The 14,941-nt window shown below is 68.1% G+C and carries 9 protein-coding genes and 1 pseudogene; 6 read left to right on the top strand and 4 right to left on the bottom strand.

The window, feature by feature from the left end:
- The first annotated feature begins 2 nt into the window (after positions 1–2).
- Complete coding sequence (locus EDD92_RS46380) at positions 3–908, top strand: LysR family transcriptional regulator (RefSeq protein WP_123969895.1); 906 nt, start codon at positions 3–5, stop codon at positions 906–908.
- A gap of 142 nt (positions 909–1,050) precedes the next feature.
- Entirely contained in the window at positions 1,051–1,461 is a 411-nt protein-coding gene (locus tag EDD92_RS46375) for an FG-GAP repeat protein (protein ID WP_123969894.1), read from the top strand.
- Positions 1,462–1,741: 280 nt separating this feature from the next.
- On the opposite strand, the gene EDD92_RS46370 is transcribed toward EDD92_RS46375, so the two are convergent.
- Both EDD92_RS46370 and EDD92_RS46365 read right to left on the bottom strand, forming a co-directional pair.
- Positions 1,742–2,065 (bottom strand): hypothetical protein, encoded by a 324-nt coding sequence (locus EDD92_RS46370; protein ID WP_123969893.1) that lies wholly within the window; start codon positions 2,063–2,065, stop codon positions 1,742–1,744.
- 176 nt (positions 2,066–2,241) lie between these two features.
- On the bottom strand, positions 2,242–3,300 hold the full coding sequence (locus EDD92_RS46365) for a vWA domain-containing protein (RefSeq protein ID WP_123969892.1): 1,059 nt from the start codon (positions 3,298–3,300) through the stop codon (positions 2,242–2,244).
- A 219-nt stretch (positions 3,301–3,519) separates the two neighbouring features.
- On the opposite strand from EDD92_RS46365, the gene EDD92_RS46360 reads away from it, so the two are divergent.
- Positions 3,520–3,891, top strand: coding sequence for a VOC family protein (locus EDD92_RS46360; protein WP_185124346.1), 372 nt, complete (start codon positions 3,520–3,522; stop codon positions 3,889–3,891).
- A gap of 318 nt (positions 3,892–4,209) precedes the next feature.
- Positions 4,210–8,382, top strand: a complete 4,173-nt coding sequence (locus tag EDD92_RS46355) for a beta-galactosidase (protein WP_123969890.1) — start codon at positions 4,210–4,212, stop codon at positions 8,380–8,382.
- A 66-nt stretch (positions 8,383–8,448) separates the two neighbouring features.
- Here EDD92_RS46355 and EDD92_RS46350 read toward each other — a convergent pair whose 3' ends face one another.
- Positions 8,449–11,775 carry a lectin gene (locus EDD92_RS46350; RefSeq protein WP_260327212.1) on the bottom strand — a complete coding sequence of 1,109 codons (3,327 nt, stop codon included), beginning with the start codon at positions 11,773–11,775 and terminating at the stop codon, positions 8,449–8,451.
- A 358-nt stretch (positions 11,776–12,133) separates the two neighbouring features.
- On the opposite strand from EDD92_RS46350, the gene tnpA reads away from it, so the two are divergent.
- Together tnpA and EDD92_RS51775 are read left to right on the top strand one after the other, a co-directional pair.
- Positions 12,134–12,409, top strand: coding sequence for an IS200/IS605 family transposase (gene tnpA, locus EDD92_RS46345; RefSeq protein ID WP_260327211.1), 276 nt, complete (start codon positions 12,134–12,136; stop codon positions 12,407–12,409).
- Positions 12,406–13,458: pseudogene (locus tag EDD92_RS51775) on the top strand (RNA-guided endonuclease InsQ/TnpB family protein); the annotation flags it as partial. The gene tnpA and the pseudogene EDD92_RS51775, both read left to right, overlap by 4 nt.
- 59 nt (positions 13,459–13,517) lie before the next feature.
- Here EDD92_RS51775 and EDD92_RS46335 read toward each other — a convergent pair.
- A complete protein-coding gene (locus EDD92_RS46335; RefSeq protein ID WP_123969888.1) occupies positions 13,518–14,882 on the bottom strand; it encodes an FAD-dependent oxidoreductase in 1,365 nt (454 codons plus the stop codon).
- Between the last annotated feature and the right edge of the window lie 59 nt (positions 14,883–14,941).

Genomic DNA, 14,941 nt, shown 5'->3' with positions numbered 1-14,941 from the left:
ACATGCTCGACGTCCGGCGCATCCTGCTGTTCACGGAGGTCGCCCGGCGTGGCTCGGTGACAGCGACCGCCCGCGCCCTCAACTACACACCGTCAGCGGTATCGCAGCAGATCAGCCGTCTGGAAACGGAGGCAGGACAGCCCCTGCTGGAACGGCACGCCCGGGGTGTCACCCTCACCGACGCCGGCCGGGCGCTGGCCGAACGAGGGCACCGGATCGAACGTGAACTGCGGGCCGCGGAAAACGAACTCGCCGACTACGCGGGCCTGCGCGCGGGCACACTGCGCATCGGCACGTTCCCCACCGTCGGCGCCTCGCTCCTCCCGCAGGCCGTGATCGCCTTCCGGGACGCCCACCCGGACGTACGGCTGACCGTCCGCAGCGCACGCATCGCCGGACTCTGGACCATGCTGGAGAACCGGGAGATCGAAATGTCGCTGATGTGGGACTACGACTGGAGCCGAATCGACCGGGAGGACATCGTCGTCACCCCACTCCTCGATGACCCGCCGGCCCTTCTCGTCAGCGACCACCATCCACTCGCCGGTCGCGACGCCGCCTCACTCGCCGACTTCGCAGACGACCCCTGGATCACCCGCGCCGAACATCACCCGGTGGCCGAAGCCCTCGTCCGCGGCTGCCGCGCCGTCGGCTTCGAGCCTCATATCGCCTACGAGGCCCACGACTACCAGGAAGCCCAGGCCATGGTCGCCGCCGGCATCGGCGTCGCCCTCGCCCCCACCCTGGCCCTGGAGGGCATCCGACCCGGTGTCAACATCCTGCCCCTCCAGCCGCCGGCCCCCATCCGCCGCATCCTCCTGGTCCGCATGGCCGACCACTCGCTCACCCCCGCGGCCCAGACCTTCGCCGCACTCCTCCGCGGCGCCGCTGCGGCCCGCGCCCTCTGAAACCGAACCACGCCCACCGGTCATGGAACCGTCGCGCTCAGCGCCGTCAATCCAGGCCCGCCACTTCGGGGTTGCTCAGCGGTGAGGGTGATCTGCAGGATCGACTGGGCGGCGGGAGTTGGTGAACGCCGAGCCCGGGCCAGTGACGGTGTCGCCATCGGGCCCGAAGAAGAACGCCCTCGTCTTCGACTGGGAGCCGTCGGTGACGGCCGGACGGCCTCACCGACGCCGGCACCGTGCTCGTGCTGCGCGGCAGCGCGAACGGTGTGACCACCACCGGCGCCAAGTCGTTCAGCCAGAACACCGCCGGGGGCCCGGCACCGCCGAGGAGCTGGACCGTTTCGGCAGCAACACCGCCCTCGTTGACGCCAACGGCGACAAGAAGGACGGCCTGGTCGTCGGCGACTGGGCGGAGAACGCGAACAATGGTGCCGCGTGGGTATTCCCGGCCACCTCCAGCTGCATCACCGCAAGCAGTTCCTTCTCGTTCGGCCCGTCCACCATGGGCCTGCCCGCAACCGCGGCCCTGTTCGGAGCCTCGATAGCCGGCTGACGGCAACCGCGTACCCGTACGCACGAGGCTCAGGGCGGCGTAGGCGCCGTGACCGGTGGCGTGCGGGGTTCGCCCGGTGCGGATGGTGTCGGTGCGGCAGCGCTGTTCCGTGGCCGAGGGGCCGATAGCGAATGTGCCACCAGCCCCGAGCGCGGGTGATCTTTGGCAGTGAGGTCGTTCCGCGGGGTGGCGGGTCCGGCGTGATGCGGGGCCATGGCGCGGTAGCAGGTCGGCATGGACGAATTGGTGGAGCACTGACCCCTGCGTGGTGCCGTCGAGATCAGACGCCCCAACCGTAGGCGTCGTGTGTCGTGAGCTCCCGCCAGAACTTCGGCTCGACTTGTGCTGACACTCCTGCGGCTTCGAGCATCGGTCTGATCTCGGATGCCTGCTCCTGGAAAAACGACTCGAAGCTCTGCCGGTCAGGCCACTCGTCGAGCACCATCAAGCTGGCGCCGTCGTCGGAGCCGTAGAAGCGGTGCGCAATGAGGCCATGACGCTTCGCCGCTTCGAGGACAGCCTGCATCTTCTCCGTGTTGGCTGAGGCGTGCTGCTCCACCCCCTTCGGATCGCCGGCGACCTCCAAAGTCATGATCACAGACATAAATCCTCCTTCCTCCTTCTCTTCACTCGCACACCAGGCACACTCGGCACTGAGATTTTTACAGCAAAATATTCGCTAATTGCGTCAAACACACCGCAGCCGCCGGACCACCAGCGTTGATCTGGGGCCCGAAGACGAGTTCACCTTCGGGCCCCAGGTTCTTACCATGTGTGGGTTCAGAGCATGATGAGCAGACGCGTCTTCGGCTTGAGCTTCCTGTTCACCGAACGGCTCTGCACGTATACCTCCAACTTGGGGTTGTTCCCCGCCTTCACGGAGACGGTCCCCTGGATATCCGTGCCGAACAGCAGACTGCGCGCCGCATCGCCCGTATAGGCGCGGTCGGTGTCCTTCTCGACCACGATGACTTCCTTGTTCAGCTGAACTTGAGCCCGGGCGCCCAGCTGGTAGTAACACGAACCGCGTTCGTACGTCACACCCGGATGCGAGTTGACGAAGGGGCGGATCTCGACCTCCTTGTCGACCTTCAGGAGCCGGTATTTGTCCGCCGGAATCGGTTCGAGGTTCGCCCGGACCTCGTCCAGTGATATGTCCTGGCCCACGGCGAACAGGTTCTTCGTGCCGCGCACCCCTTGCTCTCGCCCCCGGAGGAAGCTGGTGGCGGCAGCGCGCACGGTGCCGATCGCCTCCTCGACACCCTTCTGGGAATCCGCATCCCAGATGGCGATGTTCCCGGCCGGGAAACCGTAGTTCTGCGCGGTCCGCTTCGCCAGGGAATTCGGCACGAGGATCGCGGACGTCCAGTGGCCGGGAAGGGCGCCCATCTTCGCCGTGATTTTCTCGAGCCAGGGGCCAAGGATGGCCATGTCGCCGTCGTGCCGCCTGTCGCCCCCGGAGGCGTTCTCCTCGCCGTCCGTCACCACGATCTGGAGGAAGCTGTGTTCGCCGTATTCCTCCCAGATATGGCCCAGGTCGTCCAGGGACTTGAGCGAAGCCTCAATGAGGGCCGTAGCTCCATTGTTGACCTGGTACAGACCCTGCATGGACGGCAGATGCTTCACGTCCATGTCCCACACCAGGTTCTCCACCTTGTGGTCGAAGGAGTAGAGGCTGATCCGGGTTTCGTGGCCGAGGCTGTCCGACTCGGCTTTCAGTCCCGCCACGAACTCGTCCACAACGCGAATGAGTTGACTCTCGTGCTGATGCATGGAACCCGAACAGTCCACCACCAGCGCGACGTGGTTCACCTTGTGCTGGATCTTGTTTGCGGACATGTTTCTGCTCCCCCTCCGAGCTTCCCCGAATGATGCTTTCACTCTATGGGGAGGCACTGACAACGGCCTTTCACGCAGACCGGGCCCGGACGGCCCGTATGCACAGGGTCCGCACCTCTGTGCCGCAACGCGGTGATGGACTCGTCGGCTGACGGGGAATCAGCCCGGCAGTGAAGGATGTCCGGCAGGGCTCTGACGGCCTCGGCCTACGATGCCCCGATGCAGCCCCACTTCACCGGCACCGTGCTGATCACCGACGACGTACCAGCCCTCGCCGCCTTCTACGCCGCGGTCCTGGACGCCGATGTCGAAGGGGGCGACCCCTTCGCCCGCGTGACGGTCCCCGGTGCCGTCCTGTCGTTCTTCTCCACACAGGGCATGGAGTCGATGGTGCCCGGATCGATGGCCTCCGCCGGGAAGGGAGGCTTCACCCTGGAGTTCCAGGTCGCCGACGTGGACACATGCCACGAACGACTGCCGGCTCGGGGTGTTGAGGTCCTCAAGCCGCCGACAACCCAGCCATGGGGACGGCGCTCGGTGTGGCTGTGCGACCCGGAGGGCAACATCGTCAACCTCTACCAGGAGGCGTGACGACTGGTCCCTGCACTCGCTCCTCGCTGCGGGACAGTCCTTGGCGTGGCACTGCACGGACTCCTGCTTCGCCACTGGTTCATGGGCCGTCAAACTCGCCGTCACCACAGGTGACATGCCCTTCGTGCCCGTCCCGCCCATTCCAGGGCCGCGTCCCGTGACGAGTCGTCAGCAACGGCCATGCGTACGGATTTCACGCCGAAACCGCCACCGCAACCGTGTGCTCCCGACCCATTGTGTTGCGTCTTGCGTGGCCTTACTGTTCGACTTTGCCTGAGTCTGTTTGATGCTGATTACTCAGGCGGTCTGGAGGCCGCAATGCGAAGTGATCGGATCGGTTCAGGGGCTGGGAGACCGGGCCGCGGCCGGTGGTGGAGGGCGGTCCTTGCGACGGCCGCGACCATCGCCCTGGCCGCGGGCATGACCGCGCCCGCAGCGGCGCATGACAGCGGCGGAAAGACTGCCGCCGCGTCTGCCGCCGGCCCGCAGGCGCACACAGTGACGCTTGACGGCTATTCATTCCTCGTCGACGGCAAGCGCACCTATCTGTGGTCCGGCGAGTTCCACTACTTCCGGCTTCCGAGTCCGGACCTGTGGCGCGACATCTTCCAGAAGATGAAGGCCGCCGGATTCAACTCCACCTCGCTGTACTTCGACTGGGGGTACCACTCGCCGAAGCCGGGTGTGTACGACTTCAGTGGGATACGTGACGTCGACAAGCTGCTCGACATGGCGCAGGAGGCCGGGCTCTACGTGATCGCGCGCCCGGCGCCGTACATCAACGCGGAAGTCGACAGCGGCGGTCTCCCCGGCTGGATGACCACCAAAGCCGGTCACAACCGCAGTGACGACCCGCAGTTCTTGAAGTACGCGGACGAGTGGCTGACGCAGATCGACAGGATCATCGCCCGGCATCAACTGACCAACGGCACCGGCTCGGTCATCGCCTACCAGGTCGAGAACGAGTACTACAACGGCTCCGCCGCCGGCCGCTCCTATATGCAGCACCTTGAGGACAAGGCCCGTGCCGACGGCATCACCGTACCGCTGACCGGCAACAACAACGGCACCTTCAACTCCGGTGCTGGTGCCCTGGACGTCGACGGCCCGGACTCGTACCCGCAAGGATTCAACTGCTCGAATCCCGCGAAGTGGAACGGCGTTCCCGACATCAGCTACGACCACCCGGCGGGCAAACCGCTGTACTCGCCGGAGTTCCAGGGCGGCGCGTTCGACCCCTGGGGCGGGCCGGGCTACGACAAGTGCGCCCAGCTGATCAACGACCAGTTCGCCAACGTGTTCTACAAGCAGAACATAGCCGTCGGCGCGACCGCCCAGAGCTTCTACATGACCTACGGCGGCACCAACTGGGGCTGGCTGGGCATGCCGGAGAACTACACCTCGTACGACTACGGCGCCGCGATCCGTGAGAACCGCCAGCTCGATCCGAAGTACGACGAGGACAAACTCATCGGGTACTTCACGCAGTCGGTCGCCCCGCTGACCAAGACCGAGGCGATCAGGGCCACACCGCCGGACGACTCCGCGGTCGTCGGCACCGCCCGGATGAACCCCGACACCAAGACGCAGTTCCACGTCCTGCGGCACGGCAACTCCACGTCCACGGCGGTCGACAAGACCCACATCTCTTTGGACTTCACCGCCCAGCCCTCCGCGGACACCACCTACACCTGGGACGACCCCGACTCCGCGCTGCAGTACACCGGTTCGTGGTCGCACGTCGCCGACCAGAGCTACACCGGGGGCGACTACAAACACACCGAGTCGTTCTCCAACAAAGCCGGTGACTCGCTCACCGTCCCCTTCGACGGCACCGCGATCCGCTGGATCGGATCCAAGACCAACAACCACGGCAACGCCGACGTCTACCTCGACGGCACCAAGGTGGCCACGGTCGACGACTCCGGCGGCGAGAACCAAGCGGTGATCTTCCAGAAGACCGGCCTGACGCCCGGGGCGCACACGCTGAAGATCGTCGTCGACGGGAACCACAGCTCGGGCTCCACGGACAACTACGTGGCCATCGACGCCATCGACGTGCCGACGGGTACCGCCGCCGCGGAGCCGACCTACCCGGTCGTGCCCCAGCAGCCGGGCACCGCGATCACCCTCGACGGACGCGACTCCCATGTGATCGTGGCCAACTACCGCCTCGGCGATGCGCAGTTGCAGTACTCGACTTCGGAGATCATGACCAGCGCGGTCATCGGGAACCGGGATGTCGCCGTGCTCTACGGCGACCCGGGCAGCGACGGAGAGACCGTGCTGCGCTACTCCTCCGAGCCCACCGTGACCACCAGCGGCGGCACGGCCACCACCACCTATGACAAGGACACCGGGGACCTGCGGCTGAACTACACGCACAAGGGCCTGATCCGCATCAGTATCAGCGGCGGCGGAAAGCCCCCACTGCTCCTGCTCGTCGGCGACAAGGCCACCGCCAAGACCTTCTGGCGCCAGGACACTGCGACTGGCCCGGTGCTCGTACGCGGCACCCACCTGCTGCGGACGGCGACCAGCCTGGACGACGGCCGCGCCGTGGCGCTCACCGGTGACAACGCCGACGACAAGAACATCGAGGTGTTCAGCTCCGCCGGCCATGTCACCTGGAACGGCAGGACATTGAAGACCCGGGCCACCGACACGGACAGCCTCACCGGGACGATCCCCGTGGCCGCCCCGGTACACCTGCCGTCCCTGACGAACTGGAAGCACGCCGACGAGTCCCCCGAAGCGACCCCCGCCTTCGACGACACCAGCTGGCAGGTGGCCGACAAGACCACCACCAACAGCGTCTCCGGCGTCAACTCGCTCCCCGTCCTCTACGCGGACGACTACGGCTTCCACACCGGAAACACCTGGTACCGCGGCCGCTTCCACGCCACCGGCAAGGAGACCGGCATCCACCTGGTCTCGGACTCCGGCGGAGACGCGCAGGCCTTCTCGGCCTGGCTGGGCGGCACCTTCCTGGGCAGCTCCACCACAGGCAGCGCCGACTTCACCTTCCCCGCCGGTTCGGTGAAGGACAAGGGAGACAACGTCATCTCCGTGCTCACCGTGAACATGGGGCACGAGGAGGACTACAACTCGACCAACGGCAACAAGACCGCACGCGGGCTGACCAGTGCCTCCCTCGTCGGCGCGCCGCTGACCTCCGTCACCTGGCGGCTGCAGGGCGTACGAGGTGGCGAGGACCTGCAGGACACGGTGCGCGGCCCGCTCTCGACGGGCGGCCTGTACGGCGAGCGCGCCGGCTGGTCCCTGCCGGGCTACCCGGACGACAAGTGGAACCGGGTGTCCCTGCCGACGACCGACACCCGTCCCGGGGTCTCCTGGTACCGGACCGACGCGACACTCGACCTGCCACACGGCCAGGACACCTCGCTCGGGCTGACGTTCACCGACGACCCGTCCCGCAAGTACCGCGCGACGATCTTCGTGAACGGCTGGCAGGTCGGCAACTACGTCAACTACCTCGGCCCGCAGCACACCTTCCCGGTGCCGAACGGAATCCTCAATCCGAACGGCCGCAACAGCATCGCCATCGCCGTGTGGAACCTGGACGGCAGCAGCGGCGGGCTGGGCAAGGTCTCGCTCACCGATTACGGCAGCTACGCCTCGTCGCTGCGCGTCGCGCAGAACGACAGCCCCCGCTACGACCACAAGAAGTACGCGATGCCCGTGCGTCCGGGAGCGGATGTCACTCTGGACGTGCCCGACACCGCGCACCCGGCGCAGGCCTTCACGGCCGAGGCGACGCTGCGGGTACCGAAGGACCGGTCGTCCGCCTCCCGGCTGACGGCCTCACTGTCCGCGCCCGACGGCTGGAGCGTGAGCGCTACCGGCCCCACCTCGGTCGAGCGCGTCCAGCCCGGCGGATCGGCCACCTTCACCTGGAAGGTCCAGCCGCCGACCGGGACGCTGCCGTCCGCCTCCGCGCTCACGGCGACGGTGCACTACCGGCAGAGCGGACGGCAGGCCGTAGGCGATGACGAGCGCATCGTCGGCGGGATCCCGCCCGCCCCGCCGGCCGGGAAGAGCGCGGTGAGCGCCCTGCCGTTCCTGTCGTCCACCAACGGCTGGGGACCGGTGGAGCGTGACAGCAGCGTCGGCGAACAGGCGGCCGGGGACGGCCGTCCGATCAGTATCAACGGGGTCGGCTACAGCAAGGGCCTGGGCACCAACGCGGTCAGCGACGTCGAGCTCTATCTCGCCGGAAACTGCTCCCGGTTGACGGCGGACGTCGGTGTCGACGACGAGACGGGTGGTGCGGGAACGGTGACGTTCTCCGTGATCGCCGACGGCAGGACCTTGGTGACCACGCCGACGATCCAGGGCAAACAGGCCGCGGTGCCGATCGACGTCGACGTCAGCGGCGCCCAAGTGGTCGACCTCAAGGTCGGTGACGCCGGTGACGGGAACGGCAATGATCACGGCGACTGGGCAATGCCGACGCTGACGTGCAGTTAGCGTCGGGGCCGCTTCCCGGGCGGAGGCCCGGGAAGCGGCCCTGCACCATCAGTGCCGCCGGGGCCTCTACTGTCCGAAGCCGTAGGCGAACAGGTGGTCGGTGCCCGTCGAACCCGTCACCGGCAGCGTGATCGACGCCACCTGCTTGGACGCATCAAGCGGGACCTTCGTGGCGAAGGCGTAGGTCTTGACGTTGTCCCGGCCTCCGCCGGCGGTGTTGCGGTAGGACGTCGTGACGGCCGTCGTGTCCCCCTCGATCGGCTTGCCGGCCCCGCCGTTCAGTGTCCAGTCGGAGAAGCCGACGGTCGCCTTCGAGGTGGTGCCGTCGGTGTAGGTGACGGTCATCGTGCCCGAGATGCCGTCGGTCGGCGCGTTGGTCGCCGCGCCGAGCAGGCCCAGCGACGCGCCCGATGTGCCGGCCGGCATCGAAATGGTCTGGCCGGCCATCTCCAGGTTGTCCAGCTGACCGGATGTCACGGTCGGCCAGCTGTAGGAGATGCCGTCGACGGTGACGGCCGAGCCGCTCGTGACACCGGCTGCTGACAGCGCGTTCTGCGAGAACGCCCAGCCATCGTTGTCGAAGCCGCCCGAGAAGGTGGCGCCGTCGGGATAGATGCCCTCGTTGGTGTTGTACGGCCAGAGCGCACCTGCCTTGGCCACGGCCACGCGGAGACTCGCCCCGCTCAGCGTCCTGCCGCTGCTGTGGTCGGTCAGCGCAAAGGTCACCGGGTAGGTTCCCTCGCTCGTGCCGGCCGTCACGTGGATCTTCGCCTCGGCGCTGCCCGAGGCGGGCACGGTCAGCGAGCCGGACGACGCGTCCAACGTGACGCCGGAGGGCGCCGTGGCCTTCCAGTCGACCGTGACGGCCTGGCTGCCGAGATTGGTCAGGTCGAGGGTGGCATCACCGGACGTGCCGGGCTGGAGCACCAGGCCGTCGCTGGAGGGGCCGGTCGCGGCCAGCACGCGGCTGCCGCCCGTGGTGTCCGACGGCGGTGCCGCCGACGGGTCGGAGGCCCAGGAGGTGTTGGGCTGGGTGCCGAGCGTGAAGTCGATGCTCCCCGCGCCCTTGAACTGCCCGTACGTCAGCCAGGAGGTGTTCCATGCCTTGCCCTTGACGTCGAGCGACTGCACGTACGGCGCGTCGGGCGCGGCCTGCGGTGCGTTGATCCGCACCGTCCTGCCGCCGGCGAGGGTCGCCTGGGCCACCGGGAAGGCAGGGCTGCCGAGGGCCAGGGTGTCCGTGCCCGGGGTCTCGGGGTACATGCCGAGTTCGGACCAGACGTACCAGGAGCTCATGGCGCCGAGGTCGTCGTTGCCGAACGAGCCGACCGGGGCGTTGAAGTACAGCTTCTGCTGGGCTTCGCGGACGGCCGCCTGGGTCTTCCACGGCTGGCCCGTGTAGTCGTACTCCCAGGGGATCTCCACGCTGGGCTCGTTGCTCAGGTCGGCGTTGGTGTTGCCGGGGTTGGTGATGTTGTCGAGGAGGCTGTCCAGGAAGGACGAGTAAGCCTTGGCGCCGCCGCGTGCCTGGATGAGCTGCTGCAGGTTGAACGGGACCATGGGCGTGTACTGGGCGGAGGTGCCTTCCACGAAGCCGTTGGAGGTGCCGGGAGTGAACCCTCCCGCGAACTGGCCGTCCTTGTTCTTGGCCTGCAGGTAGCCGGTCTGTGGGTTGAAGACGTTCATCCAGTCCTGGGCCCGGGTGGCGAACTTCTCGTAGACATCCGTCCTGCCCAGGGACTTCGCGAAGGCGGCCAGGGCGTAGTCGGCGGAGTCGTACTCCAGTTGCGTGGAGACCGGGCCGTAGAAGTTGCAGCAGCCGTAGTCGTTCTCGTCCAGCGGGAGATAGCCCTTCGCGTCCCGTACGGCCTCCCCCGGGCGGTCGTTGTTGGGGGCGGTGGCCTCGTGCTGGAGAGCGGCAAGGGCCTTGCCGGTGTCGAAGTCCGTCGCGCCGAAGGCGTACGCGTCGGCGATGATGCCGGCGGCCGGATCACCGACCATCACGTAGCTCTCGCCGTTGTTCGACGCCCACTTGGGCAGCAGACCCGTCTGGTCGTAGCCGTTGAGCATCGAGGTGACGACGTCACTCGCGACCTTGGGCTCGACCATGGCCATCAGCTGGGTCTGGGAGCGGTAGGTGTCCCAGCCCGAGTAGTTGGCGTACTGGGCCTTCTGGCCCTTGGCCAGCCTATGGATCTGGTTGTCCATGCCCATGTACTGGCCGTTGGCGTCGGAGAAGACGTTCGGGTGCAGCAGCGCGTGGTAGAGCGCGGTGTAGAACTGCACCTGCTGGTCCGAGGTGCCGCCGCCGATCTGAAGCCTGTTCAGCACCGCGTTCCACGCCTGGTGGTTGGCCTGCTCGACGGTGTCGAGGTTCCATGTCCTGATCTCGCCGGCGAGGTTGGTGGCCGCGCCGGCGTCGTTCGTGTAGGAGATGCCGACCTTGGCGTTCACCGTGGGGTTGGTGGAGGTGTCGAAGGTCAGGTACATGCCGTTAGCGCCCGTCGTGGGGGGCTGGGCGGCCTTGGCCGTGGCCGACGACCGGGGTGCTGTGCCCGCGCTCGGTGCCGGGGACGGCGTGCCGGAGGCCTTGTCAGTGCTCCCGTGGATCGTGGGGGCCGGCTTCGCCGGGACGGTGAAGTGCCTCTCCTTCAGCGGGGCGGGCTGGGAGGTCTGCGGGGTCTGTCGGACCTTGCCCGCCTTCAGCGACGTCGCGTCGGGGTTGATGGTGGTGCCGACCCAGGTGCCGCTCGCAGTGAACGGCTGGTCGAACTTGATGTCGAAGTGCAGCGTGTATCTGTTGTTCGCGCCGCAGAAGTGACCACTGTCGATCGCGCCGCTGATCTCCCGGTCGTTCACCACCTGGACGCGGGTGCCGTCCACCTGTGTGGCGCCCCCGCTGAGCTTGAACAGCAGGTTCGCCTGCCGGCCCGCGGGGAAGGTGAAGCTGCCCAGGCCGGCGCGAGTGGTGTCGGTCAACTCGGTCTTGACGCCGTTCGCGTCGGTGACCTTGTAGTAGCCGAGGCCCGCCTGCTCGTCGTCGTGGCTGAAGCCGACGGACGCATCGCCGAGGCTGCCGGACAGGGCGCCGGTCACCGGCAGGACGGGCAGATCGCCGGCGACGGGGCAGCCGGGGCCCGAGACGTGGGTGAGGCTGAAGCCGGAGATCTTGCTGTCCTTGTACTCGTAGCCGCCGCCGTCCGGGCGGTGGGGCGTTGTGTCCGGGCCCCACTGCACCATGCCGGCCGGCATGTCGGGACCGGGGAAGGTGTCCACGGCACCGGACGTGCCGATGAGGGGGTTGACCAGGGACGCGGGATCCTTCACGAAGGCCGGCGTCGCGGTGCTCGCGGCATCGGCGCTGCCCACCGCCGTGAGCGGCAGAGCGGCCATGGCCAACACGCCGACTGCCGCCAGGCGTTGACGGCGTCTCTTTCGGTCACGTGGCGCAGCTGAACGTCGGGGTCTCACCATCGGTTGCCTCCGCAGCAGTTCGTGCTTCGCACATCAGGTGCCGGCGCGCCGAGAACCAGCACAGCGCCGGCGACAGACAACGTTGTCGATGGATCCGTACGGCCTGACAACGTTGCCATCCACGAGTGTGAAGTGAAACGCCTGAGCTGATGGGATGTCAACGAGGCCAACCGGACTTTCTGAGGGAGGAGTTCACTGATGGACGCGCCGCCGGGACCGGGGTGAATCCGGACTGCGCCTTGGCCTGCGGCCTCTGGCGGCGAAGGGCGCCCGTGCCGTGTGGGAGGTCATCGCCCTTGAGGTGATGCCCGATCACGTGCACCTGTTCGTGAAGCACGACCCGAAGTCGTCGGCCTCGTACGTGGCGAACCAGTTCAAGGGCTTCACATACCGCGTGCTGCGCGAGGAGTTTCCGCACCTGAAGTCACGGATGCCCACCCTGTGGTCCTCGTCGTACTTCGCCGCCTCGGTCGGCGCCGTGTCGGCGGCCACGGTCGAGAAATACATCAACACCCAGTGGGAACGACCGAGGAAGAGGGGTGACGGCTCGTGATCCGCGCGTACAAGTTCCTCCTGCGCCCCACGGACAACGGCGCCCTCCAGGAACGCCGTGACGCCTACCGGCACACCTCCAAGACCACCGTCCGCTACGGGGACCAGTCCGCCCAGCTCAAGGAGATCCGGGCGTTCGATCCGCAGCGGCAGGGCCGCTGGTCGTTCTCCTCCCAGCAAGCCACCCTGCGCCGCCTGGACAAGGCGTTCCAGGCGTTCTTCCGCCGGGTCAAGTGCGGGCAGAGCCCGGGCTACCCCCGCTTCAAGAGCATCGGGCACTTCGACACCGTCACCTTCCCCAAGGACGGCGACGGCTGCCGATGCCCCCCACGACCCCGTCACCCGCGTCCGCATCCAGGGTGTCGGGCACGTCCGTGTGCACCAGCACCGGCCCGTGCGCGGCCGGGTCAGGACGATCTCGGTGAAGCGGGAGGGAACCCGGTGGTACATCATCCTCTCCTGCGACAACGTGCCCGCCGAGGAACTGCCGCCCACCGGGTCGATCGTCGGCATCGACATGGGCGTCGCCCACTTCCTCACCACCTCGGACGGCGAACACGTCGCCAACCCGCGATTCCTCACCGCGATGGCTGAGGAGCTGGCCGAGGCGCAACGGAACCTCGCCACGTTCTTGAAGCGGACCCGGCAACGCACCAAGCACCACCGCGCGGCGGCCCGAAAGGTCGCCACATTGCACGCCCGGATCCGGCGGCAGCGCGCCGACTTCCACCACAAGACTGCCCGCACGCTCATAACCGGCCACGACGTGATCACGCACGAGCGGCTCAACACGGCGGGATGGCCAAGAGCCCTGCACCCAAGGCCGACCCCGAGCAGCCCGGAGTGTTCCTGCCGAACGGTGCTGCCGCGAAGGCCGGCCTCAACCGCAGCATCCTCGACGCGGGTTGGGCGCGGTTCCTCGGAATCCTGGCGAACAAGGCTGAGACTGCCGGTCGCCTCGTGGTCCCGGTGGACGCGCACAACACCTCCCGCACGTGCCCCGAGTGCGAGCACGTCGCGAAGGGAAACCGCGTCACCCAAGCGAAGTTCGCACGCTCCCCCGCGCCGGTCGCGGCCCCGCCTGCGTGAACGTCTGTCATCGGGACAGGTCAGCAGCCACCGGATGCGCTTGGGGCGCCGAAGCCGATCTGCAGGGTGGCCGGGGCCGCGCAGCAGCCTCCGCCTTCGCCGCTTTGGGTGGCGTCGGGGTCGTCGTACAGGCCCGCGCCACCGCACACCCCGGTTTCGGGCAGGGTCAGTTCGACGCGCTCTGCGGCCTCGCGGTCGCCTGCGAGCGCGGCGGCGATGGAGCGGACCTGCTCGTAGCCGGTCATGGCGAGGAACGTGGGGGCGCGGCCGTAGGACTTCATGCCGACCAGGTAGACGCCCTTCTCCGGGTGGGAGAGCTCGTTCACGCCGTGCGGGTAGACCGTGCCGCAGGAGTGCACGTTGGGGTCGATGAGCGGGGCCAGCGCGGTCGGAGCCTGGAGGCGCTCGTCGAGGCCCAGGCGGACCTCGGAGAGGAAGGACAGGTCGGGGCGGAAGCCGGTGAGCACGATGACCTCGTCGACGGCGTCGAGGCGGCTGCCGTCCTCGGAGACGAGGACGAGCCGGTCAGTGTCCCGTTCCACGGCCTGCGTGCGGAAGCCGGTGACCGCGCCGGCGTGGCCGGCCTCGACGGCGGCCTTGGCGCGCAGGCCCAGGGCTCCGCGAGCGGGGAGCTGGTCGGCTTCGCCGCCGCCGAAGGTGCTCGCGCCGATGCCGCGACGCAGGATCCAGGTCGCGTGCGTGCCCGGCTCGTCCTTGGCGAGGTCGGCGAGGTAGGCGAGCGCGGTGAAGGCGGAGGCTCCGGAGCCGATGACGGCGGTGCGCTTGCCCGCGTACCGGGCACGGACCGCAGGGTCCTTCAGGTCGGGAACGCGGTAGGAGACGTGTTCGGCGACCGTCTTCTCGCCGAGGGCAGGCAGGCCGTCGGCGCCCATGGGGCTGGGGATGGTCCAGGTGCCGGAGGCGTCGATGACGGCGCGGGCGGTGATCCGCTCCTCGTGGCCGTCGGCCGTCTGGACGTGCACGGTGAAGGGCTGTTCGTCGCGGTCGGCCTCGACGATGCGGTCGCGGCCGGCGCGGGCAATGCCGGTCACCGTGGCGCCGTAGCGGACCTTGTCGCCGAGGACGTCGGCGAGCGGCTGAAGGTAGTGCGCGGCCCAGTCGCCCCCGGTCGGGTAGGTAGCGCCGTCGGGGCGGACCCAGCCGGTGGGGGCGAGGAGCTTCTCGGCGGCGGGGTCGGTGACCTCGGCCCACGGGGAGAACAGTCGGACGTGCGCCCAGTCGCGTACGGCGGTGCCGGCGGAGGGGCCGGCCTCCAGGACCAGCGGTTCGAGGCCGCGTTCGACGAGGTGGGCGGCGGCGGCCAGGCCGATGGGGCCGGCTCCGATGACCACAGCGGGCGGCTGGTCGGTGGTGGGCGCGTTCACGAGATTCCCCTTTGCTTCGACGTCTGTCGATGTCCTGCGCGGCCCAGGATGGCACCTGT

It is taken from the genome of Streptomyces sp. TLI_185, assembly GCF_003814765.1.
GTDB lineage: Bacteria > Actinomycetota > Actinomycetes > Streptomycetales > Streptomycetaceae > Streptomyces.
The sequence above is the reverse complement of the archived record's forward strand: the minus strand, read 5'-3'. Positions and strand labels throughout refer to the sequence as shown.